The sequence below is a fragment of the Devosia ureilytica genome (assembly GCF_024273195.1).
GTDB lineage: Bacteria > Pseudomonadota > Alphaproteobacteria > Rhizobiales > Devosiaceae > Devosia > Devosia ureilytica.
In genome coordinates, this window is record NZ_JAMZCU010000003.1 from 268,620 (window position 1) to 288,437 (window position 19,818).

Consider the following 19,818-nt stretch of genomic DNA (forward strand, 5'->3'; position numbering starts at 1 on the left):
GGGACGCAATTTGATTCAAATTGTATCTTTGACGCCTGATAGGCGGCTGCGCAGGCGGTATTGACCCGGAGTTTCACCTGTCCAGCGCTGAAAAGCTCGGGACAAGGCAGCCGGTTCGGAAAAGCCAAGCAGATAGGCGATCTCCGCAAGGGAGCTGCGTCCGCCAGCCAGATATTGTAACGCCAGATCGTGTCGCACCCCATCGAGCACGCGCGCAAAGCTCGTACCCTCGTCCCGCAGCCGCCGGAACAGCGTTGACCGGCTGAAACCCAGGCTCCGCGCCAAGGGGTCAGCACCGGGCTCCCCCTGGTGAAGGCTCGCCCGGATGGCCGCATCGAGAAGCGCCCTGATGCTGGCGACCGGCACGGCCTCACGCAGCAGGCTTTCCGCCTTTTCGCACAGCACCCCAAAGACATAGCGGCGCTCTCGCGCCACCGGCCAGTCGGCAATGTCGAGCGGAAGCTCCAGCGCATTGAAGACGGCGCCGAAATGCACAGGGCAGGCAAATATCTCAGCGTAGAGTTCCGCATGTCGCGGCGCCTCATGCGTGACATGCACGGAAAGGACGTGAGGCCGCGTGAGGAAGCGCCGCGGCCCGCAGGTGAGCTGCGCAAACGCCTCCTCGGTCATTTCGGGAAAACTGTCTGGATCGGGCCCCCGGTCAACGAGATAAAGTCGTTCCCCATGGTGCTCCATCGCGAAGCGCGGCGGCAGCGACGGATCAGCAGCCAGCGCCAGGCGGCCATAGCGTTGCATCTGCACAAAGGCCTCGCCCATGGTTGCCGAGGCTTCCATGATCAGACCAAGGATGGAGAGATCGGCCATGCCGACAGCCGCGCCAAAGCGCAACGACAGTCCCGTATCGCCCGTCGTCTTGTGTGCCAGCCCGACCAGCGCGGCATAGCGATCAAAGGGCAGGCGCGCGTCGGGATCGACCAGCACGCCGCCGGCAATGCCGGCCGTGGCTGCAAGCGCGCGGCCATCAACACCCTGACCATCAAGGAACGCGACAAACCCGCTCACAATTCCTGCGGCAATCGATGCCTGCTGCATGCTCCCCCCATGACACCCAAGGTCAATTCAATTGACCCGCGCGGTCATTGTAACTGCCGGCAGCGTTGCGGATAAGTCGGCACACCCTGCTGCCACCCCATACGGAGCCTTCTCGCATGACCCAGCCGTCCGTCATCCGCCTCAACCTGCTGCGGACCTGTTATGCGCTGATGTTCGTGGGACTGGGTATCACCGTCTGGCCCCAGGTCCTTGTTGGCGCGGCCGACCAGCCGCTGATGACCGGCGCGGTCAACGCGCTGCTGGCCGGGCTCGGCCTCACCTGCGGGCTGGGCCTGATGACGCCGCTGCGCATGTTGCCGCTGCTGATCTTCGAGGTGGTCTGGAAACTGATCTGGAGCGTCTCGGTGGCCTTGCCGCTCTGGCAAAGCGGGCGCTTCACGCCAGCGGCGGGGGACATCCTGTTCGCCGTCGCCTTTGCGGTTCCCTTCGTGCTCATCATTCCCTGGGGCTACGCAATGCGCAGTTGCACACGCGTCGAACCCTGGCGCAGCGGCCAGACCATCGCCGCCGAATGAAAAGGCCCGGGCAAACGCCCGGGCCTTTAACTTTCGCTACGGCGATTTCAACGCAGGTCAAAACGATCCGCGTTCATCACCTTGTTCCAGGCGGCAACGAAGTCCCTCGTGAACTTGGGAGCCGAATCGACCTGGCCGTAGACTTCGGCAAAGGCGCGCAGCTGCGAATGCGAGCCGAAGATCAGGTCGACGCGGGTGCCGGTCCACTTGAGCGCACCGGTCTTGCGGTCGCGGCCTTCGTAGACGCCATCCTCGTCGGCCTTGGGCGCCCAGGCGGTGTCCATGGTCAAAAGATTGAGGAAGAAGTCGTTGCTCAACACCTCCGGCCGCGTAGTGAACACGCCATGCTCGTTGACACCGGCCTTGAGCACACGCAGGCCGCCAAGCAGCACGGTCAGCTCCGGGCCGGTGAGGCCGAGCAACTGAGCGCGGTCCACCATGGCTTCTTCGGGCTGCATGAAGGTGCGCGGACCAAGATAGTTGCGGAAGGCATCGGTCCGCGGCTCGAGCGCGGCGAACGAAGCGACGTCCGTCTGCTCGAGCGAAGCATCCATGCGCCCCGGAGTAAAGGGCACCGAAATCGCCTGGCCGCCCGCATGGGCAGCCTTTTCGATGCCCGCCGCACCGGCGAGCACGATCAAATCGGCCAGCGACACTTTCTTGCCGCCGGCGGCAGACGCATTGAACTCGGCCTGGATGGTTTCGAGCTTGGCCAGCACCTTGGCGAGCTGGGCCGGCCGGTTGACGTCCCAATCCTTCTGCGGGGCGAAGCGAATGCGCGCGCCATTGGCGCCGCCGCGCTTGTCCGACTTGCGGAAGGTCGAGGCCGAAGCCCAGGCGGTGGAAACCAGCTCGGATACACCGAGGCCCGAAGCCAGCACCTTGGCCTTGAGGGCCGCGATGTCGGCGTCATCGACCAGCGGGTGGTCGACAGGCGGGATGACATCCTGCCAGATCAGGTCTTCCGCCGGCACTTCCTTGCCGAGATAGCGCGCCTTTGGCCCCATGTCGCGGTGGGTCAGCTTGAACCAGGCGCGGGCAAAGGCGTCGGCAAACTGATCGGGGTTTTCGAGGAAGCGGCGCGAGATCTTTTCGTAGATCGGGTCAAAGCGCAGCGACAGATCGGTGGTCAGCATGGTCGGACGATGCTTGCGGCCGGGCACGAAGGCATCGGGAATGACGGCGTCATCGGTCTTGGCGACCCACTGCTTGGCGCCCGCAGGGCTCTGCGTCAGCTCCCACTCATAGCCGAACAGGTTCTCGAAGAAGAAGTTGGACCATTGCACCGGGGTCTGCGTCCAGGTCACTTCGGGGCCACCCGTAATGGCGTCGGCGCCGATGCCGGTGCCGTGCGTGGACTTCCAGCCCAGGCCCTGGTCCTCGAGCGCCGCGCCTTCGGGATCGGCCCCGACCAGCGACGGGTCGCCCGCGCCATGGGTCTTGCCGAAGGTGTGACCGCCGGCAATCAGCGCCACGGTTTCTTCGTCGTTCATGGCCATGCGGGCGAATGTCTCGCGAATATCACGCGCCGCCAGCAGCGGGTCCGGGTTGCCGTTCGGGCCCTCGGGATTGACGTAGATGAGACCCATCTGCACGGCTGCAAGCGGCTCTTCCAGCTGGCGTTCGCCGCTGTAGCGGCTGTCACCCAGCCATGTGCCTTCGGGACCCCAGTACAACTCCTCGGGCTCCCACACATCGGCGCGGCCACCGGCAAAGCCAAAGGTCTTGAAGCCCATGGATTCGAGCGCGACATTGCCGGTCAGGATCATCAGGTCGGCCCAGGAAATCGCATTGCCGTACTTCTGCTTGATCGGCCAGAGCAGGCGACGCGCCTTGTCGAGATTGGCATTGTCCGGCCAGGAATTGAGCGGCGCAAACCGCTGCTGGCCCATGCCGGCGCCGCCACGCCCGTCGGTGATGCGATAAGTCCCGGCGCTGTGCCAGGCCATGCGGATGAAGAGCCCACCATAATGCCCGAAATCGGCTGGCCACCAATCCTGGCTGTCGGTCATCAACGCGGTGAGGTCGGCCTTGACGGCGTCGAGATCAAGCGCCTTGAAGGCCTCGGCATAATCAAAGTCCGCACCCATCGGATCGGACAGGGCAGAATTGGTGTGCAGCACCTGCACATCCAGCGCCTCGGGCCACCAGTCACGGTTTTTGGGAGCAGACTTGCCGCCATGCGGGAACGGGCACTTGCCGGCATCGGCTTGGGGATTGGGATCGGTCATGGCGGGTGCCTCCTGAATAGGTGTTGACGCCTTATAGACATCTGGCCTTCATTAGACCAATCGATTAATCTTCCTCTCACGATAGGAAGAAGTTATCATGACGATCTCGCTCAAGCAGATGCGCTACGCCATCGCGGTGGCCACAAATGGCCATTTCGGTCGCGCGGCAGAAGCCTGTGCGGTGTCACAGCCGGCCCTGTCCCAGCAGATCCTGACGCTCGAGGCATCCTGCGGCACGCCGCTGTTCGATCGGCTGAAGACCGGCGTTCGGCTGACCCCCTTCGGGCGCGACTTCATGGTGCTGGCGCGCGAAGCCATCAAGGCCGCCGAAACGCTCGATGATTTTGCCCTCGGGCGCACCGGGCGGCTCGACCGACCGCTACGCTTCGGACTGATCCCGACAGTCGCCCCCTACCTTTTGCCCCGTATCTATCCCGCGCTGACGCAAAATCTGCCAGACATCAGCTTTTCGGTGAGCGAAAGCCGCACCGAAACCATGCTGGGCGCGCTCTACGATGGGCGGCTCGACCTTGCGCTGATCGCCACCGATCCGCCCGCCAATGGACCCCGGCTGGTCGTGAGCCCATTGTTCGACGATCCTTTCGTGCTGGCCACGCCGCGCGATGATGATGCCGATGATCCGGTGTCCCTGGCCGAACTGCCGCCCGAGCGCATCCTGTTGCTCGATGAAGGCCATTGCTTTCGCGACCAGGCCATTTCGGCGTGCCGGCTCAGTGGCGACCGCGAGCCCCACGCCTTTGCCGCCACCTCGCTGGCCACGATTGTGGAATTCGTCGCCAATGGTCAGGGCGTTACGCTGCTGCCACGCATCGCCCTGCGCAAGGAAGCCAGCGACCCACGCATTGCCATCCACGCGCTGGACGAGCCGACCGCCGGCCGGCAACTCCGATTGGTGTGGCGCGAGGCGACACCCTATGCGGCGATCTTCGAGCGCATTGCCGAAGTTATCCGTACCGCAAGCGCAGAGGCCTGAGCCGTCCCCAGCTAGACTGCGGGGCGGCGGCGCTGACGGAAACTGTCCCATGAAAACACAATCAGCGAGACCCAGATCAGCGCGAAGCTGAGGAGGCGCATGCCGTTGAGCTCTTCGCCGAAGAGGGTGATGGCCAGGAGGAACTGGATCGAGGGCGCCAGATATTGGAACATGCCGATGGTGGTCAGGCGCAGCCTGCGGATGCCATAGGCGAACAGCAGCAATGGAATGGCAGTCGCTGGGCCGGTAAGCATCAGCAGCACCATCTGGCCAGGATCGGCGTGGACGCCAATACCTCGCGTCGCAATGTCGAATGCCACAAAGGCCAGCGCGAAAGGCGCAACGACAACGGTTTCGGCAAAGAGCCCAGTCGCCGGTCCGGCATGTGCCGTCTTGCGGATGAAGCCGTAAAATCCGAAGGAAAACGCCAGGCCCAGGGCGATGACTGGCACACGACCGAGTCCACCGGCCTGAATGAGTATGGCCACGGACGCGATAGCGATGGCAATGGTTTGCCACCGGTTCTGCCGCTCGCCCAGGAGCAGCATGCCAATGGCCACATTGACCAGCGGATTGATGAAATAACCAAAGCTGGCCTCGAGCACCTGCCCGGTTTCGACCGCCCAGACATAGAGCAGCCAATTGGCCACCAGCAGCACGGCGGAAAGCGCGATTATGCGCATGCGCTTGAAGTCGGCAAGCACCGCGCGGACCTCGGAGAAGCCGCCGGCAAAAGCAATGAACACCGCCAGCAACAACAGCGACCAGATGGTTCGCTCGGCCACGATGAGCACGGAGCCCGCCTGCTCGATCAGGCGGAACAGGATGGGCAGGAACCCCCACAGCAGGTAAGCTGCCAGCGCGGCAATCACGCCGTTGCGCGTTTCATTGGCATCGACAGCCGGTATCGGCGCGACGGGTGCCGCTATCTCGGGCGACTGTTCAGGAAGGGTCATGGGTAAACTCCACGCCGCGTCGGGCGCCGTGCCGGTCTAACAGCGCCCCCGACCCTGGGCCAATCAGACTTTGTGATCGTTAACCCTTGTAATGGTGATGGCCCCGATCCAACCTTTAACCCAGTCGGACGTTGCCATTTGAAGCGCCGATGATTTTGTCGCGCTTCAGGCAAGTCTCAATGCGAGGAGCAGCAAATGAAAAAGACCGTTACCTGGATCCTGATCGCCGATGGCACTCAGGCCCGTGTGCTGGAGCACACCGGTCCTGGCAAAGGCCTCGTCACCATCAAGGGCCTGGACTGGTCCATTCCCCCGCTCCAGACCCATGACATCAATAGCGACCGGCCCGGTCGCAGCCATTCATCAGTCGGCTCCGGGCGCAGCGCCATGGAGCCCAAGACCGACGCGGCACAGCACCGCGAGGCCGAATTCGTGCGCTCGGTGGCCGATGTCCTGGATGGCAAGGCAAAGTCCGGTGCCTATGACCGGCTGGTGATTGCCGCCGCCCCGATTGCCTTGGGCAATCTGCGCAAGGTCCTGTCCGACCATGTCAAGAAAACCGTGGTTGCCGAACTGGACAAGGACCTCACCAATGTCCCCACGCAGCAACTTGACCGCCATCTCGACGGCATCATCGCAGTCTGAACTTCTGAACGAAATAATACTAAAATAAATCAGCGCGTTGCGTCGATTATTGAACGTGCAATCGCAACGCGTTGAATCAATCTGGCAGTCACCAGAATCAATCTGTGAGGGTATTGAATCAGAGTGCTAACGAGGCGGCGCGGCATATTCTGTTGCGCCGCTACGCCTCTGAATCCTCGTCGCTTTCATCGCCGTCAAAGGCGTCGAGGAACTGCAGCAGCAGGGAATTGACGAGTTCTGGCTTCTCGATGCTCGGAATATGCGCGGCGCCCTCGATCACCACCCCAAAGGCATTGGGCATGGTCTCGGACAGCGTCTCATGGCGCTCGACGATGGCGGTAAAATCCTCATCGCCGACGACCAGCAGCGTCGGCGCGGTGACTGTCTCGATCCGGCCCCAGGCGTCTGGGCCGTCTTCTTCCTGCGTCAGTCGCGGCTTGGACAGCGCGGCAGCATTCATGTCCAGAAACAGGGTCCGGGCAGCACCACCAACTCGACCGCTCTGGGTGCGCGGGCCATCGAGCCATTCATGCGCCTGCACCTTGTTGAGCAGGTCGATGTCGCCGCGTTCCCAGGCATCCTCTTCGGCGATTTCAATGGCACGTTCTTCCGCCGTGGCCGTCCAGGGTGCACCGGTGACGGAGGTGCCCATCAACACCAGACCAATTACCCGGCCCGGATGCGCCAGGGCAAAATCGACTGCCAGCCCGCCGCCCATCGAACAGCCCACCAGCACCACCGCGTGAATGTCGAGCGCATCGAGCACGGCTTCCAGATCATCAAGGTGGCTGAAGGCTTCGTCGGGGCTCGTGGCCTCGCCATAGCCGCGCCGATCATAGGCAATTGCATGCCAGCCGGCGTCGTCAACCGCCTGCATCTGGTCGAGCCACATGCGCTTGTCGCAAACCCCGGCATGAAGAAACACGACCGGAAGGCCTTCGCCCTGCTCGAGCCCTGTCAGCGTGGCACCGCCAACATCAATGGCAAAGGGCTCGGCCTGCATGTTGGCTATTGCTCCTGCGCGGCGCAGAAAGTGATCTCGTCTTTTTCACCGAACCAGCAGCCGGCATTATCCGCGACCGGCACGAAGCGGCCCAGCTCATCGGGATAGCGCCCCGGCTGCGGGTTGGCGGCGATCAGATAGCCCAGGCCTTCGCCATCGGCCTCATGCGCGAACACGAAGGTTTCCCCGCTGGGGAGCGCAAAGGTGATACCGCCACCGTCAACAGTCACGTCGCAGGCGAATTCGCCATAGCCCGTCATGGAACATTGCCCCGGCGCGGCGGCGGCCGGAGCGACGAGGGCAAGGCCAATCACAAGCGCCGCCCCCGGCACAAAATTCTTCATACAGTCCCCCAAAGAACCGATCCTGATCGGGGCGATGCCCCATTTGTTTGCAACCTATTGCAAAAAGGCCTGCAAACCCAATGCTTTTCACAGATCGATGGAGGTTTGGTAAAGGGGGAAAGCAGTTTAGCTGGCAGAACCCACAAGCGCATCGAGCGCAGTCGCGACATCGCGCTGCGTATAGGGTTTTACGATCACCGGATGATCCTGCCATTCGGGGGGAAGTCCATCGCGTCCATAGCCGGTGGCAAAGAGGATCGGCACCCCCCGGTCGGCCAGGATGCGGGCTGCCGGAAATACTGTCGTGCCACCGATATTGACGTCGAGAATAGCCGCGTCCGGGGGCTCGATGCTCGCCGCGAGACGCTCCGCATCTGCCAGCCACATGGCCTGGGCGGCAACAGTCCAGCCCAAATCACCGAGCATGTCTTCAAGATTGATCAGAACGAGCGTTTCATCCTCGACCACAAAGATGCGGCGCCGATCACTGTACAAACTGGTTCTCCTGAACCTGATAGGCAGAGAGCGGGATAACGAGACGTGCCGTCACCCCAGTATCTTCATAATGCAGATCAAGCGATCCGCCCATTTCCCCAGTTACCACGGTGCGCAGCAATCGCGAACCAAAGCCACGTTGCGCGGGCTCGCGGGCCGCCGGTCCGCCCTGTTCGACCCAATCGAGGATGAGGCTTTCATCATCCCCATCCTGCCAGTTAACGGCAAGGGTGCCGGTGGGCGTCGAGAGTGCGCCATGCTTGGCGGCATTGGTTGCCAACTCATGCAGCACCATGGCCAGCGCCACCGTAGCCTTGGCGTTGACGACCAGCGTGGGCCCGGCAAAGCGCACCTGTTCGGACTCAAAGGCGCTCAGCTCCTGACGAACAAGATGGCCGATTTCGGTGTCATTCCATTGCCGGTCGCTGAGCATGGTGTGGGCCTTGGAAAGGGCGATAATCCTAGCCTCAAAGGCCTGCCGGGCCGCCGAGATGTCCGTCGCATTGCGCAGCGTCTGGCTGGCAATGGACTGCACCGTCGCCAGCGTGTTTTTCACGCGGTGATTCAATTCGTCGATCAGCAGGCGCTGGCGCTGCGCCGCGCGCACGGATTCGGTGCGATCCATGCCTTGGACGAACACCCCGGTGATATCACCGGCGCCGTTGCGGATCGGATTGTAGGAGAAATCAAGGAAGGTCTCCTGTGCCGGCTTGCCGGGTTCATTCTCCAACATCACGCGCGCGCCCTCGGCAGCATGGACGATGCCCTCGCCATAGACCTGGTCGAGCACGCTCACGATGCCCTGCTCCACCATTTCGGGCAGCGCCTTGGCGATTGGCAGGCCAATAACGCTGCGCCCACCGATCAACCGCGCATATGAATCCGAGGAGAAAGTGAAGATGTGCTCGGGGCCCGAGAGCACCGCGAAAAAGGCCGGAGCCTGCTGAAACAGCCGACGGAAATCAGCACTTGCGCGCTCGGCTTCGCGGGTGCGCTCAATGAGGCTGGTTTCCGCCGACAACGAGGTGAAGGGCAGCGTTGCCGCCTCGCGCATACGCACCAGTTCGGTCACGTCCACAGTGTTTTGCAGCACAAATTCCACACCGCCATCATCACCGAACACCGGCACATGCACGGCGGTCCAATAGCGGTTCTGAAACGTGCCGTCTCCCTTCGGGATCGGATAGGGAAGGAAAGCCAGGGTGTCGGTTTCGCCGGTGGCTACAACGCGCTCAAGGGACAGCAGAAGGCGTCTTCCGCTCTCGCCCGGATTGGGGAACATGTCCATGATATATCGGCCACGCAACTCATCGAGTGTTCGACCCGTGGTCGCAACATAGGCGGCGTTGGCGCCCACAAATCGAAGATCCTTGTCGAGCACCATGAACGGACTGGGAAGCGCCGCGAAGATGTGCGCGTAGTCAACCTCAGCCATATGCTCAAACGCCCCGTTTTAGAAACGGGAACGCGATCCCGCCGAAGACCAGCAACGTCGCTTTTGCTGGAAAGTTCCATCAGGGCTCAATTTTGTTCATTGAGATGCCAACGGACGGTGCGCCGACAGCGCGTTGGCCGGAAGCGAAAAAGGCGCAGCTTGCGCCGCGCCCTTTTCTTTTCTTACCGCGTCAGCGGCTTGTAGGTCGCCCGCTTGGGATTGACCGCATCGGCGCCGAGGCGGCGCACCTTGTCGGCTTCATAGTCCTGGAAATTGCCTTCAAACCATTCGACATGGCTGTCGCCTTCAAAGGCCAGCATGTGCGTCGCGAGGCGATCGAGGAACATGCGATCGTGGCTGATGATCACGGCGCAACCGGCAAATTCCTCCAGCGCCTCTTCGAGCGCGGCAAGGGTTTCGGTGTCGAGATCGTTGGTCGGTTCGTCGAGCAGCAGGACGTTGGCGCCGCTCTTGAGCATCTTGGCCAGATGCACGCGATTGCGCTGCCCGCCGGACAGATTTCCAACCTTCTGCTGCTGGTCGCCACCCTTGAAGTTGAAGGCCGAGGTGTAGGCGCGGCTGTTCATTTCGCGCTTGCCGAGCAGCAGCACTTCGTCGCCTTCCGAGATTTCCTCCCAGACGGTCTTGTTCGGGTTGAGCGCATCGCGGCTCTGGTCGACATAGCCCAGGTGCACATTTTCGGCGACAGTGACCGAACCAGCATCCGGTTTTTCCTGGCCGGTGAGCATCTTGAAGAGCGTAGTCTTGCCCGCGCCATTGGGACCGATGATGCCGACAATGCCACCAGGCGGCAGCTTGAAGCTGAGATTGTCGATCAGCAGGCGGTCGCCAAAGGACTTGGAGAGACCTTCGACGTCGATGACATTGTGGCCCAGCCGTTCACCGGGCGGAATGATGATCTGGGCGGTCGAGGACTGGGTGCGCGCCTCGTTGATCTTGACCAGTTCATCATAGGCCTTGAGGCGGGCCTTGGACTTGGACTGGCGCGCCTGGGGCGACTGGCCCATCCATTCGCGCTCGCGCTCGAGCACCTTGGCACGGGCCGCGTCCTCGCTCTTTTCCTGGGCAAAGCGCTTGGCCTTGGCATCGAGATAGGCGGTGTAATTGCCTTCGTAGGGCACGCCCCGGCCGCGGTCGAGCTCGAGAATCCAGCCCGTGACATTGTCGAGGAAGTAGCGGTCGTGGGTGATGATCAGCACCGCGCCTTCAAACTCGCGCAGGTGGCGTTCGAGCCAGGCGGTGGTCTCGGCGTCCAGATGGTTGGTCGGCTCGTCAAGCAGCAGCATGTCGGGCTTGGAAAGCAGCAACGCGCACAGGGCCACGCGGCGCTTCTCGCCACCGGAAAGATTGGTGACCTCGGCATCGCCGGGCGGGCAGCCGAGGGCCTCCATCGCTACTTCCACCTGAGATTCGAGATCCCACAGGTTCTGCGCGTCGATCTGGTCTTGCAGCGCGGTCGCCTCGTCGGCGGTCTCGTCGGAATAGTTCATCATCAACTCGTTGTAGCGGTCGACGATGTCCTTCTTTTCCTTGACGCCCAGCATGACGTTGCCCAGCACGTTCAGCGTCGGATCGAGCTGCGGTTCCTGGGCAAGGTAGCCCACCTTGGCGCCATCGGCGGCCCAGGCTTCGCCCGAAAATTCGGTATCAATGCCAGCCATGATCTTGAGCAGCGTCGACTTGCCCGAGCCATTCGGGCCCAGAATGCCGATCTTGGCATCGGGGTAGAAGGAGAGGTGGATGTTATCCAGCACCTTCTTGCCGCCGGCATAGGACTTACTCATTCCGTGCATGTGATAGATGAACTGGCGCGCCATGGCGTCGAGACCTCTTGGGGGTGTTTCGAAGATTGGCGCCTATGTAGGCCATGCCGTCGCCGGGAGCAACGCCCGGCGGAACGACATGGGCAGGCTCTCGTTGCCTAGGTGGCAAACAGGAGCATCCATGTCTGATCTTTGGTACAAGAATGCCATCATCTACTGCCTCGACGTCGAAAAATTCATGGACGCCGATGGTGATGGAGTGGGCGACTTCCGGGGTCTGGCCGACCGGCTGGACTACCTCGAACGTCTCGGGGTGAACTGCCTCTGGCTCAATCCGTTCTTTCCCACGCCCAACCGCGACAATGGCTACGACATCACTGACTACTACGGCGTCGATCCGCGCCACGGCACCCTGGGCGACTTCGTGGAATTCATGCATGCCGCCAAGGATCGGGGCATGCGGGTCATCATTGACCTGGTGGTCAACCACACGTCAATCGAGCATCCGTGGTTCCAGTCGGCGCGCTCGTCGCCTGACTCCCCGTTTCGCGACTGGTACATTTGGAGCGACGAAAAACCCGCCGATGCCACAGACGGCATTGTCTTTCCCGGCGTGCAGAAGTCGGTCTGGACATACGACCGCAAGGCCGGCGCCTGGTACATGCATCGCTTCTATCCACATCAGGCCGACCTTAACGGCGCCAATCCCGATGTGCAGGACGAGATCCTCAAGATCATGGGCTTCTGGCTGGCCCTGGGTGTCTCAGGTTTTCGTGTTGATGCGGTTCCATTCCTCGTCCAGACCAAGACCGGAAAGGCGGGAGAAGACTTCAGCCTGCTGACGCGGATGCATGATTTCCTCGCCTGGCGCCGCGCCGGTGCTGTCCTGCTGGCGGAAGCAGCGATCTCCTACGACCGGACCGAAGACTATTATGATCAGGGCGACCGGATGAGCATGGTCTTCGACTTCCTGCTCAACCAGCACCTGATCCTGTCCTTCGCCAGAAAGACGGCCGCCCCGCTGCGCCAGGTATTGGAACGTCGCCCCCTGCCCGGCGGCACTGGTCAATGGGCAAACTTCATTCGCAGCCATGACGAATTGAGCCTGGAGCGGCTGAGCGAGCAGGAGCAGCAGGAATGTTTCGACGCCTTTGGCCCCAAGCCTGAACACCAGATTTATGGCCGTGGTCTGCGTCGTCGCCTGGCGGGCATGTTCGACGGCGATCAGACGCGGCTGTCGCTCGCCTACTCGCTGCTCTTTGCGCTACCCGGCACGCCGGTCCTGTGGTTCGGCGAAGAAATCGGGCTAGGGGAGAACCTCAACCTGCCCGAGCGGGAGGCTGTGCGTACGCCCATGCAATGGGCCGATGAGCGCAATGGCGGGTTTTCACCCAGCAAGGAGCCCAGGGAGGACCTGCCCAAGCCAAACGGCAAATTTGGCTACCACGCCGTCAACGTCGCGGAGCAGATCCGAAACCGGGATTCGCTGCTGCAAGCGGTTTCCGCGATGATCAGAACCCGTCGTTCAGCACCGGAAATCGGCTGGGGCGAAACCAGCCTGATCGATACTGGCGACGATGAGGTTCTGGTACTTGTCTCCCAGTGGCGCGGGGGGCGCGTGGTGACGCTGCACAATTTCTCCCCCAAACCCAAATCGATCAAACTCGAAATTGACGCGATAGAGCGTTACCTGCCCATGCTCTCTACCGAGGGCACGCTGGCGCCCTTCCCTGCCGAGCAGCCCGTGGACATCCCGCCCTATGGCTATTGCTGGCTACGGTGCGATCAGGAGCGCCGCTAGAGCTCGGCCAGCAGCCAGGCTCCCACCGGCCAAGTGGCCTTGAAATGGGATAGCGCCAGTTCAACAAACCCTGGCGCGAAGGCCACTTCGGCGGGCAGCTTCACTGTCGCCGTCAATCCTTCGAACAGCAGGAATTCTGCCCGGTCGGGATCGGCCGCAAAGCCATTTGGCGGTCGCTTGCGCGTTTTCTCGCCGATATCATAGGCGCCAGCGGCCTCGACGGCGGCAATGGCTGCCTGCAGAGCCTTGCCTGAGCGCGGCAGCACGATGGCGTGGCGGAAGCTTTCAAGCATGTCCTTGTCGAACTGATGAATACCGACACCCATGAAAACCTCGTCCGCAGTGACGCGAAGGTAGAAACCGGGACTGGACCAACCCTTCTTCTCGCCGTGCCAGAACCAGAAATCGAGATGCGCCTTGTAGGGCCGCTTATCCTTGGAAAAGCGCACGTCGCGGTTCACGCGCATGATCGAGCCATTGATGCGTGGCTCGGCGTGGACACCGGGCGAGATTTCAGCAAGCCTTGGCCCGATAGCCGCGACAAACGCCTTGCCCGGCTCGACATAGCCCGCCTCGTAGAGCGCACGGTTGCCGTCAAACCAGGCTTTCTCGTTGTGTGCTGCAATCCCGGCAAGGAACTGCCTTGTCGCATCGGGAAATCTGTCGAATGCCGCGCTCATCGAGCGACTACCTCCACCTTCACCGATTTGAACGCTGGTGTCTTGCTGCGCGGATCGACCGCCTGCCCCACCAGCACATTGGCCTCTGGATAGTACGCCAGCACCGACCCGCGCGGCAGGTCGAACCGCGTGGCAAAGCCCTGCATCTGGCCGGCATCGGAAGTGACGCTAACCCCCTGCCCCTCGTCCAGGCCGCGCTGGGCCATGTCGTCGCCATTGAGAAATATGGAAAGCCGCCCGGCCTTGCCGCGATAGCTGTCGGTTTCCTCATAGATGATCGAGTTGAACTGGCCCTCGCTGCGCACGGTGGCCAGCATCAGCTGGCCTGGCGCAGTGTCGGGAACCGGCACCACCACGAAATGCGCTTTGCCGTCCGGCGTGCCGAAGCTGGGCACATGCAGCACACGATTGCGAATGTGGAACTCGCGCTTGGCCACATCGATATCGGCTAATTCCTCCATGCCCGGAACGATGGCGGCGATGGCGTCGCGAAGGCGAGCGTGACCGGAAAAGGCTTCGAAATCGATGGGCGAAGCGGGCAGCATGCGCTTGCCCAACTGCCCCAGAATCCAGCTTTCGGGACGCACCGTCTCGATGCGAGAAATGCCACCATCGGAAAGGCGCACGAAGTTGAACATGGATTCCTGGGTGGTCGGCTCCCACTCTTCATCGCGCGCCGCCACCGGCAGAATCATCGCTTCACCCTCGCCCAGGCCATGCACATGCCCCTGGTTGAGCGTCGTCGTAAGAAAGAGCTTGAAACCGATCTGCGCCATGGCCCGGGTCGAGAACGCCGTGTCCGGCGTCGCCGCCCAGAGGTTGCCGCCCATGATTACCGCAGCATCGATCTCCCCGGCAGCAGCCTTCTGCATGCAGGCCATGGTGTCCAGCCCCGTTTCCCTGGGGAAGGTGACGTCAAACGTCTCTTCCATGCGCTTGAGCACATCACCCGCCAGCACGGGCTTGACCCCGATGGTGCCGATGCCCTGCACGTTGGAATGCCCGCGCAGCGGCAGAAGCCCGGCAAAGCGCTTGCCCACCATGCCGCGCAGCAGTGCGAGATTGGCGATTGCTTCCACATTGGACACGCCATGGACATGGTGGGTCATGCCCATGCCCCAGGCAAAGACGGCGTGCTTTGCCCGTCCATAGGCGGCCGCGACGCGCGCAATATCGGCCTGCGTCAACCCACAAGCCTCGGTAATCGTCGCCCAGCTCAGCGCCTCTATATCGGAAATAAAGGCGTCAAAGCCGGCGCCATGCGCGGCGATGAATGACTTGTCCTCCGTGCCCTGCTCCAGCACCGCCTTGCAGAGCCCCTTGAGCAGCGCAATGTCGGACCCGATCCGCGGTTGCAGATAATCCGAGGCGATCTCGCTGCCCCCCTTGAGCATGGAGATCGGCGATTTCGGCACCGCGAATTTGACCAGGCCCGGCTCCTTTGCCGGGTTGATGACGATCACCTGCCCGCCGCGTTCACGGCAATTCTTGAGCATGTGGATGAAGCGCGGGTGATTGGACGATGGATTGGCCCCGATCACGAAGATCAGGTCGGCGCCGGTCAAATCCTCCAGCTCGATGGTGGCGGTGCCGGTGCCAATGGTGGTCTTCAGCCCCTCGCTGGTTGCCTGATGACAATAGTAGGAGCAATTGTTGACGTTATTGGTGCCGTAGGCACGGGCAAGCAATTGAAACAGGAACCCGGCCTCATTGGACGAGCGCCCGGAGGAATAAAAGAAACTGCGCTGCGGAGCGGTGTCTGCCAGGCGATGAGCGGCGTGATCGAGGGCAGTGTCCCAGTCGATGGGCTCGAACCGGTCGGCCCCGGCGCGGCGAAACAGGGGCGTGCCCAGCCGTCCCAATTGTTCCATTTCCCGACCGGAAAGCTCGGCCAGATCGGCAATCGTGTGCTCGAAAATCGGGGCCGGGATAGGCGGCTGGATATCGGTCGACTGCGCCTGCACAGACTTGTTGCAGACCGAGGGGAATTCCCCCAGCTCATTCGTCATGCCGCCCTGCTGCCCGCCCATGCCATAGGCACAGGCCTTGCAGGTATTCTTCGCCGTCAGCGCTTTGGCCGCCTTGCCCACGCCAATGCGACCAATGGTCGAAAGGGTATAAAGAACCTTCTTGGGGCCGCCGCCCACGATATGGCTGGTATCACTCACGAAGCAGTCTCCTCGCCCCATTGTCCGTCACACACGGGCACCGGGGCAAGGGGCAGTCTGCGTGCTAGTTCGACATCGTGCTCCGATGCGCCCAGCCGGTCATGCGCTTTTCGACCCACGCCATCAGCGCGTACATGACGATGCCTTCGATGGCGAGCATGAGGAGGCCAGCGAACACCAGTGGCACGTTGAAGTTGGACTGGGCCGACGCCATCATGTTCCCCAACCCCGAATTGGACGCAACGGTTTCGCTTACCACAGAGCCGACAAAGGCCAGCGTGATTGCCACCTTCAGCGAGCCGAAGAAATAGGGCATCGAACGCGGGATGCCGACCTTGAGCATGATGTCGAGCTTCTTGGCCCCCAGCGCCCGCAACACATCCTCGGTCTCCGGCTCGATGGTCGCAAGGCCAGTGGCCACATTGACGACGATGGGAAAAAAGGAAATCAGAAAGGCCGTCAGCACTGCCGGCACCGTGCCGATGCCGAACCAGATAACGAGGATCGGCACCAGCGCCACCTTGGGGATGGCGTTAAACCCGACCATGATAGGGTAAAGCCCGGCATATATGGTCTTTGACCAGCCAATGAAGAGGCCAATGCCAAGGCCAGCCACGATGGCGATGATGAAGCCAAGCACCGTGGTGTAGAGCGTTTGCAGCGAGTTCTTCCAGATGGGCGACCAATACTGGACAATGGCCTCGAACACCCGCGTCGGCGTCGGGAAAATCGTGTGTGGCAGGCCGGAGAGGCGCACCCCAATCTCCCAGATGACGAATAGGCCGATGGTGTACAGCACCGGCGAAAGCTGCACCCAGTTCAGCTTGAAGGCAGGTTTCGGCGCCGTGGCGACGGGAGGGGCAATTTGGGTCGTGGTCATGCTGCGGCCCTCGCGGTGGCGATTTCCCCGTGCAGCTTCTGCACCATTTCGTTGAAGGCCGGCTCGTAGAGCAGGTCGAGCTGACGCGGCCGCTCGAAGGGCACCACATGCTCGGAAATGATGCGGCCCGGGCGGGCACTCATCACCACCACCTTGTCGGCGAGGAACACGCTTTCGCGCAGATCATGCGTAACCAGGGCGATGGTAACGTCCTGGCTGGCATGCAGATCACGAATGACGCACCAGAGTTCCTCGCGCGTAAAGGCATCGAGCGCCCCGAAGGGTTCGTCGAGCATCAGCAATTCAGGCTCATGGATCAGCGCGCGGCACAGATTGGCGCGCTGCTGCATGCCGCCCGACAGTTGCCATGGGAACTTCTCGCCAAAACCCTTGAGGCCGACGGTCTCCAGGAGGGCTTCGGCCTTGGCGATATAATCCGCCTTGTGCGCGCGAAGGCGGTGCCGGTGCCGCTCGACGATTTCGAGCGGCAGGAGGATATTTTCCAGCGTCGTCCGCCAAGGCAGCATGGTCGGGTTCTGGAAGGCCATGCCAACAATTGAGACGGGCTTGGTCACCTGGCTATTGGCGACAATGACCGTACCCGACTGCGGGATATGAAGGCCCGTGGTCAACTTCATCAATGTGGACTTGCCGCAACCCGACGGCCCCACCACGGCAACAAACTCACCGCGATTGATCTTGAGATCGAGCCCGCTCACCGCCAGCGTGCCTTCCGGCCCACCATAGCGCATGTCGACATTTTCAATTGAAACCAATGGCGTAGCCATATCGCCTCGCAATAGCCTGGAAAAGGACCCGCCCCGAAACCATTCCCGTTCCCTCGGAAGAATGGCTCGGGGCGGATAGCCCGGGCGTCCCTAATCACCCGGGAACTCCCTCTCCCGTTGAGGGAAGAAGGAGGAAGCTCGTGTGGCCTTACGGCAGCATGCGCTCTTCGGCGGGCGGCAGGTATTGCGCGTCGAACACGTCGGAGGCGGTGACATTGCCCTTGAGGCCCATAGAGATTTTGAGCGTTTCGATGGAGGCGGCAAGGCGCGCCTCATCGATACCGCCAAAACCGTTCTCGACCACATAGGGGGTCTTGATGTTCATCTCATTGGCCATTTCGAGTCGCTCGGTCTCGGTGTCGATATTGAGCGTTTCATTGCGCGCCAGCACTGCAGCGGCGCCGGCGGCCGGATCGGCCACAGCATCGGCAAAGCCCTTGGCCAGGGCACGCAGGAAGCCCTTCACGGCCTCCGGGTTCTCTTCGGCGAAAGTCTCGTTGACCATGATGGCATTGCCATAAAGGTTGAGACCGTGATCGGCGAACAGGATTGGCACAATATCCTCATCCGGCACGCCATTGGCCTTGAGATTAAGGATCACCGAGAAGGCGAAACCGAAGACGCCATCAACATCACCCGAGGCCAGCATCGGCTCGCGCACAGGGAAGCCAATGGATTCAAGCGTGATGGCACTGTCGTCGATGCCGGCGGCTTCCTTGAAGGCCGCCCACTGCGCAAAGGCACCATCCGGCGGCGGCGCGCCGAGCTTCTTGCCTTCGAGGGACTTCGGGTCTTCAGTAATGCCCAGCGACTTGCGGCCCACCACCGAAAACACCGGCTTGTCATAGACCATCATCACAGCCTTGACCGGCTGCGCAGGATCTTCGTCGAGGAACTTGATCAGCGAATTGATATCGCCAAAGCCCAGTTGATAGGCGCCCGTCGCCACGCGGGGGATCGCTTCGACCGAGCCATTGCCGGTATCGATGGTGACGTTAAGGCCTTCGGCGGCGAAATAGCCATTATCCTGGGCCAGGAGGAAGCCGGCGGCCGGGCCTTCAAAGCGCCAGTCCAGCGTCAGCTTGATATCGGTCTGCGCAAAGGCAGGCAGCGCCACGCCTGAAACGGCGAGGCCCGCAGCCAGCGCCATTGCTGCGGAAAAACGGCGGCGTGAAAGCATGATTATGACGTCCCCATATTGTTATGGGGAGAAATCAAGCGCAGCCAAATCCAACACGCAAGCAGATTCCGACTAAAACATCGCCATAAAAGTCAAATGCCCAAATATTGGGCATCGCGCCGCGTTTTAGCGCGTCTGCCTAGATCGGCAGACCCGTCCGGGCCTTGACGCGGCGAATGCTCATATTGGAATGGATGCGCGCCACGCCGGGCAGACGAGCGCTGAGCCGCCGGTGCAAAAGCTCGAAGTCCTCGTGATCGCGGCAAACGACACGCAGGATGTAATCAGACTGTCCAGCCATCAAATGGCACTCGAGGACTTCAGGAATATCCTGCACGGCCGCCTCAAAAGCATCGAGCGCCGCTTCGCTCTGACTGGTCAGACCGACCTCGATAAAAAATTGCATGGTAAAGCCGAGACGCGCCGCGTCGAGCTCGGCGTGATAGCCAGCAACATGGCCGGATTCCTCAAGGGACTTGATGCGGCGATGGCAGGCCGAGGGGGACAAGCCCACGCTTTCGCCCAGGACCTGCACACTGCGATGCGAATCACGCTGGAGCTCACGCAGAAGTTTTCGGTCGGTGGCATCGGGTTGTAGTGGCATGGGACGCTCCACGCGGGTCAAAGGCAACCTGACCATGCGACCCAGCTGTGGCCAAATTCAAGCACACTACGCAAATGTACGAAGCTGCATGCCCGCAGTGCTGAAATAATGGTGAATGGCGCCCTAACCCGGGTCGGCGGTCCCGCTATGGGCGCAAAAAACAGGGCGCGAAACCGAAGTTTCGCGCCCCTCCGGGGCAACCGACAAAGGAGCGTCAGCCTCTGCCGGCCAGCCACCGTTC

18 protein-coding genes are annotated in these 19,818 nt (G+C 61.8%); 4 read left to right on the forward strand and 14 right to left on the reverse strand.

Going from position 1 to position 19,818, the window contains the following annotated elements; all coding sequences use genetic code 11:
- Positions 1-15 precede the first annotated feature (15 nt).
- Positions 16-1,053 carry an AraC family transcriptional regulator gene (locus tag NIM87_RS09165; protein WP_254674357.1) on the reverse strand — a complete coding sequence of 346 codons (1,038 nt, stop codon included), beginning with the start codon at positions 1,051-1,053 and terminating at the stop codon, positions 16-18.
- 116 nt (positions 1,054-1,169) lie between these two features.
- Between NIM87_RS09165 and NIM87_RS09170 the strand changes: the two genes are divergently transcribed.
- Positions 1,170-1,589, forward strand: a complete 420-nt coding sequence (locus tag NIM87_RS09170) for a hypothetical protein (RefSeq protein WP_254674358.1) — start codon at positions 1,170-1,172, stop codon at positions 1,587-1,589.
- 47 nt (positions 1,590-1,636) lie between these two features.
- Here NIM87_RS09170 and katG read toward each other — a convergent pair whose 3' ends face one another.
- Entirely contained in the window at positions 1,637-3,820 is a 2,184-nt protein-coding gene (katG, locus tag NIM87_RS09175; protein WP_254674359.1) for a catalase/peroxidase HPI, read from the reverse strand.
- 97 nt (positions 3,821-3,917) lie between these two features.
- On the opposite strand from katG, the gene NIM87_RS09180 reads away from it, so the two are divergent.
- A complete protein-coding gene (locus tag NIM87_RS09180; protein WP_254674360.1) occupies positions 3,918-4,814 on the forward strand; it encodes a hydrogen peroxide-inducible genes activator in 897 nt (298 codons plus the stop codon).
- An 11-nt stretch (positions 4,815-4,825) separates the two neighbouring features.
- On the opposite strand, the gene rarD is transcribed toward NIM87_RS09180, so the two are convergent.
- Entirely contained in the window at positions 4,826-5,770 is a 945-nt protein-coding gene (gene rarD / locus NIM87_RS09185) for an EamA family transporter RarD (protein WP_254674361.1), read from the reverse strand.
- 195 nt (positions 5,771-5,965) lie between these two features.
- Here rarD and NIM87_RS09190 point away from each other — a divergent pair, with 195 nt between their 5' ends.
- Positions 5,966-6,415: a host attachment protein gene (locus NIM87_RS09190; protein ID WP_254674362.1), complete on the forward strand. Its 450-nt coding sequence runs from the start codon at positions 5,966-5,968 to the stop codon at positions 6,413-6,415.
- A gap of 160 nt (positions 6,416-6,575) precedes the next feature.
- Here NIM87_RS09190 and NIM87_RS09195 read toward each other — a convergent pair whose 3' ends face one another.
- From NIM87_RS09195 to ettA, 5 genes are all read right to left on the reverse strand, one after another.
- A complete protein-coding gene (locus NIM87_RS09195) occupies positions 6,576-7,418 on the reverse strand; it encodes an alpha/beta fold hydrolase (protein WP_254674363.1) in 843 nt (280 codons plus the stop codon).
- 5 nt (positions 7,419-7,423) lie between these two features.
- Entirely contained in the window at positions 7,424-7,762 is a 339-nt protein-coding gene (locus NIM87_RS09200; RefSeq protein WP_254674364.1) for a hypothetical protein, read from the reverse strand.
- A gap of 126 nt (positions 7,763-7,888) precedes the next feature.
- On the reverse strand, positions 7,889-8,257 hold the full coding sequence (locus tag NIM87_RS09205; protein ID WP_254674365.1) for a response regulator: 369 nt from the start codon (positions 8,255-8,257) through the stop codon (positions 7,889-7,891).
- Positions 8,247-9,692 carry an HWE histidine kinase domain-containing protein gene (locus tag NIM87_RS09210; protein ID WP_254674366.1) on the reverse strand — a complete coding sequence of 482 codons (1,446 nt, stop codon included), beginning with the start codon at positions 9,690-9,692 and terminating at the stop codon, positions 8,247-8,249. Before NIM87_RS09210 ends, NIM87_RS09205 begins: the two co-directional genes overlap by 11 nt.
- Before the next feature lie 182 nt (positions 9,693-9,874).
- Positions 9,875-11,530, reverse strand: coding sequence for an energy-dependent translational throttle protein EttA (gene ettA / locus NIM87_RS09215; protein ID WP_254674367.1), 1,656 nt, complete (start codon positions 11,528-11,530; stop codon positions 9,875-9,877).
- 127 nt (positions 11,531-11,657) lie between these two features.
- Between ettA and NIM87_RS09220 the strand changes: the two genes are divergently transcribed.
- Positions 11,658-13,277, forward strand: a complete 1,620-nt coding sequence (locus NIM87_RS09220) for an alpha-amylase family protein (RefSeq protein ID WP_254674368.1) — start codon at positions 11,658-11,660, stop codon at positions 13,275-13,277.
- Here NIM87_RS09220 and NIM87_RS09225 read toward each other — a convergent pair.
- The 6 genes from NIM87_RS09225 to NIM87_RS09250 all read right to left on the reverse strand — a co-directional run bounded on the left by NIM87_RS09225 (position 13,274) and on the right by NIM87_RS09250 (position 19,577).
- Positions 13,274-13,957, reverse strand: coding sequence for a DUF2461 domain-containing protein (locus NIM87_RS09225; protein WP_254674369.1), 684 nt, complete (start codon positions 13,955-13,957; stop codon positions 13,274-13,276). The two genes, NIM87_RS09220 and NIM87_RS09225, sit on opposite strands and share 4 nt — an antisense overlap.
- Positions 13,954-16,125, reverse strand: a complete 2,172-nt coding sequence (locus NIM87_RS09230) for an FdhF/YdeP family oxidoreductase (RefSeq protein WP_254674370.1) — start codon at positions 16,123-16,125, stop codon at positions 13,954-13,956. The genes NIM87_RS09225 and NIM87_RS09230 overlap by 4 nt, the downstream gene beginning before the upstream one ends.
- A 64-nt stretch (positions 16,126-16,189) precedes the next feature.
- Positions 16,190-17,005, reverse strand: coding sequence for an ABC transporter permease (locus NIM87_RS09235; RefSeq protein WP_254674371.1), 816 nt, complete (start codon positions 17,003-17,005; stop codon positions 16,190-16,192).
- On the reverse strand, positions 17,002-17,793 hold the full coding sequence (locus NIM87_RS09240; RefSeq protein ID WP_254674372.1) for an ABC transporter ATP-binding protein: 792 nt from the start codon (positions 17,791-17,793) through the stop codon (positions 17,002-17,004). Before NIM87_RS09240 ends, NIM87_RS09235 begins: the two co-directional genes overlap by 4 nt.
- Positions 17,794-17,941: 148 nt before the next feature.
- Entirely contained in the window at positions 17,942-18,973 is a 1,032-nt protein-coding gene (locus tag NIM87_RS09245) for an ABC transporter substrate-binding protein (RefSeq protein WP_254674373.1), read from the reverse strand.
- Between the two features lie 139 nt (positions 18,974-19,112).
- Positions 19,113-19,577 carry an Lrp/AsnC family transcriptional regulator gene (locus NIM87_RS09250; protein WP_254674374.1) on the reverse strand — a complete coding sequence of 155 codons (465 nt, stop codon included), beginning with the start codon at positions 19,575-19,577 and terminating at the stop codon, positions 19,113-19,115.
- Positions 19,578-19,818: the final 241 nt, after the last annotated feature.

Coding starts and splice junctions, on each gene's coding strand:
- NIM87_RS09190 (WP_254674362.1), top strand. CDS start 5,966: ATGAAAAAGACCGTTACCTGGATCCTGATCGCCGATGGCACTCAGGCC.
- NIM87_RS09220 (WP_254674368.1), top strand. CDS start 11,658: ATGTCTGATCTTTGGTACAAGAATGCCATCATCTACTGCCTCGACGTC.
- ettA (WP_254674367.1), bottom strand. CDS start 11,530: ATGGCGCGCCAGTTCATCTATCACATGCACGGAATGAGTAAGTCCTAT.
- NIM87_RS09210 (WP_254674366.1), bottom strand. CDS start 9,692: ATGGCTGAGGTTGACTACGCGCACATCTTCGCGGCGCTTCCCAGTCCG.
- katG (WP_254674359.1), bottom strand. CDS start 3,820: ATGACCGATCCCAATCCCCAAGCCGATGCCGGCAAGTGCCCGTTCCCG.
- NIM87_RS09180 (WP_254674360.1), top strand. CDS start 3,918: ATGACGATCTCGCTCAAGCAGATGCGCTACGCCATCGCGGTGGCCACA.
- NIM87_RS09170 (WP_254674358.1), top strand. CDS start 1,170: ATGACCCAGCCGTCCGTCATCCGCCTCAACCTGCTGCGGACCTGTTAT.
- NIM87_RS09240 (WP_254674372.1), bottom strand. CDS start 17,793: ATGGCTACGCCATTGGTTTCAATTGAAAATGTCGACATGCGCTATGGT.
- NIM87_RS09225 (WP_254674369.1), bottom strand. CDS start 13,957: ATGAGCGCGGCATTCGACAGATTTCCCGATGCGACAAGGCAGTTCCTT.
- rarD (WP_254674361.1), bottom strand. CDS start 5,770: ATGACCCTTCCTGAACAGTCGCCCGAGATAGCGGCACCCGTCGCGCCG.
- NIM87_RS09235 (WP_254674371.1), bottom strand. CDS start 17,005: ATGACCACGACCCAAATTGCCCCTCCCGTCGCCACGGCGCCGAAACCT.
- NIM87_RS09245 (WP_254674373.1), bottom strand. CDS start 18,973: ATGCTTTCACGCCGCCGTTTTTCCGCAGCAATGGCGCTGGCTGCGGGC.
- NIM87_RS09195 (WP_254674363.1), bottom strand. CDS start 7,418: ATGCAGGCCGAGCCCTTTGCCATTGATGTTGGCGGTGCCACGCTGACA.
- NIM87_RS09165 (WP_254674357.1), bottom strand. CDS start 1,053: ATGCAGCAGGCATCGATTGCCGCAGGAATTGTGAGCGGGTTTGTCGCG.
- NIM87_RS09250 (WP_254674374.1), bottom strand. CDS start 19,577: ATGCCACTACAACCCGATGCCACCGACCGAAAACTTCTGCGTGAGCTC.
- NIM87_RS09200 (WP_254674364.1), bottom strand. CDS start 7,762: ATGAAGAATTTTGTGCCGGGGGCGGCGCTTGTGATTGGCCTTGCCCTC.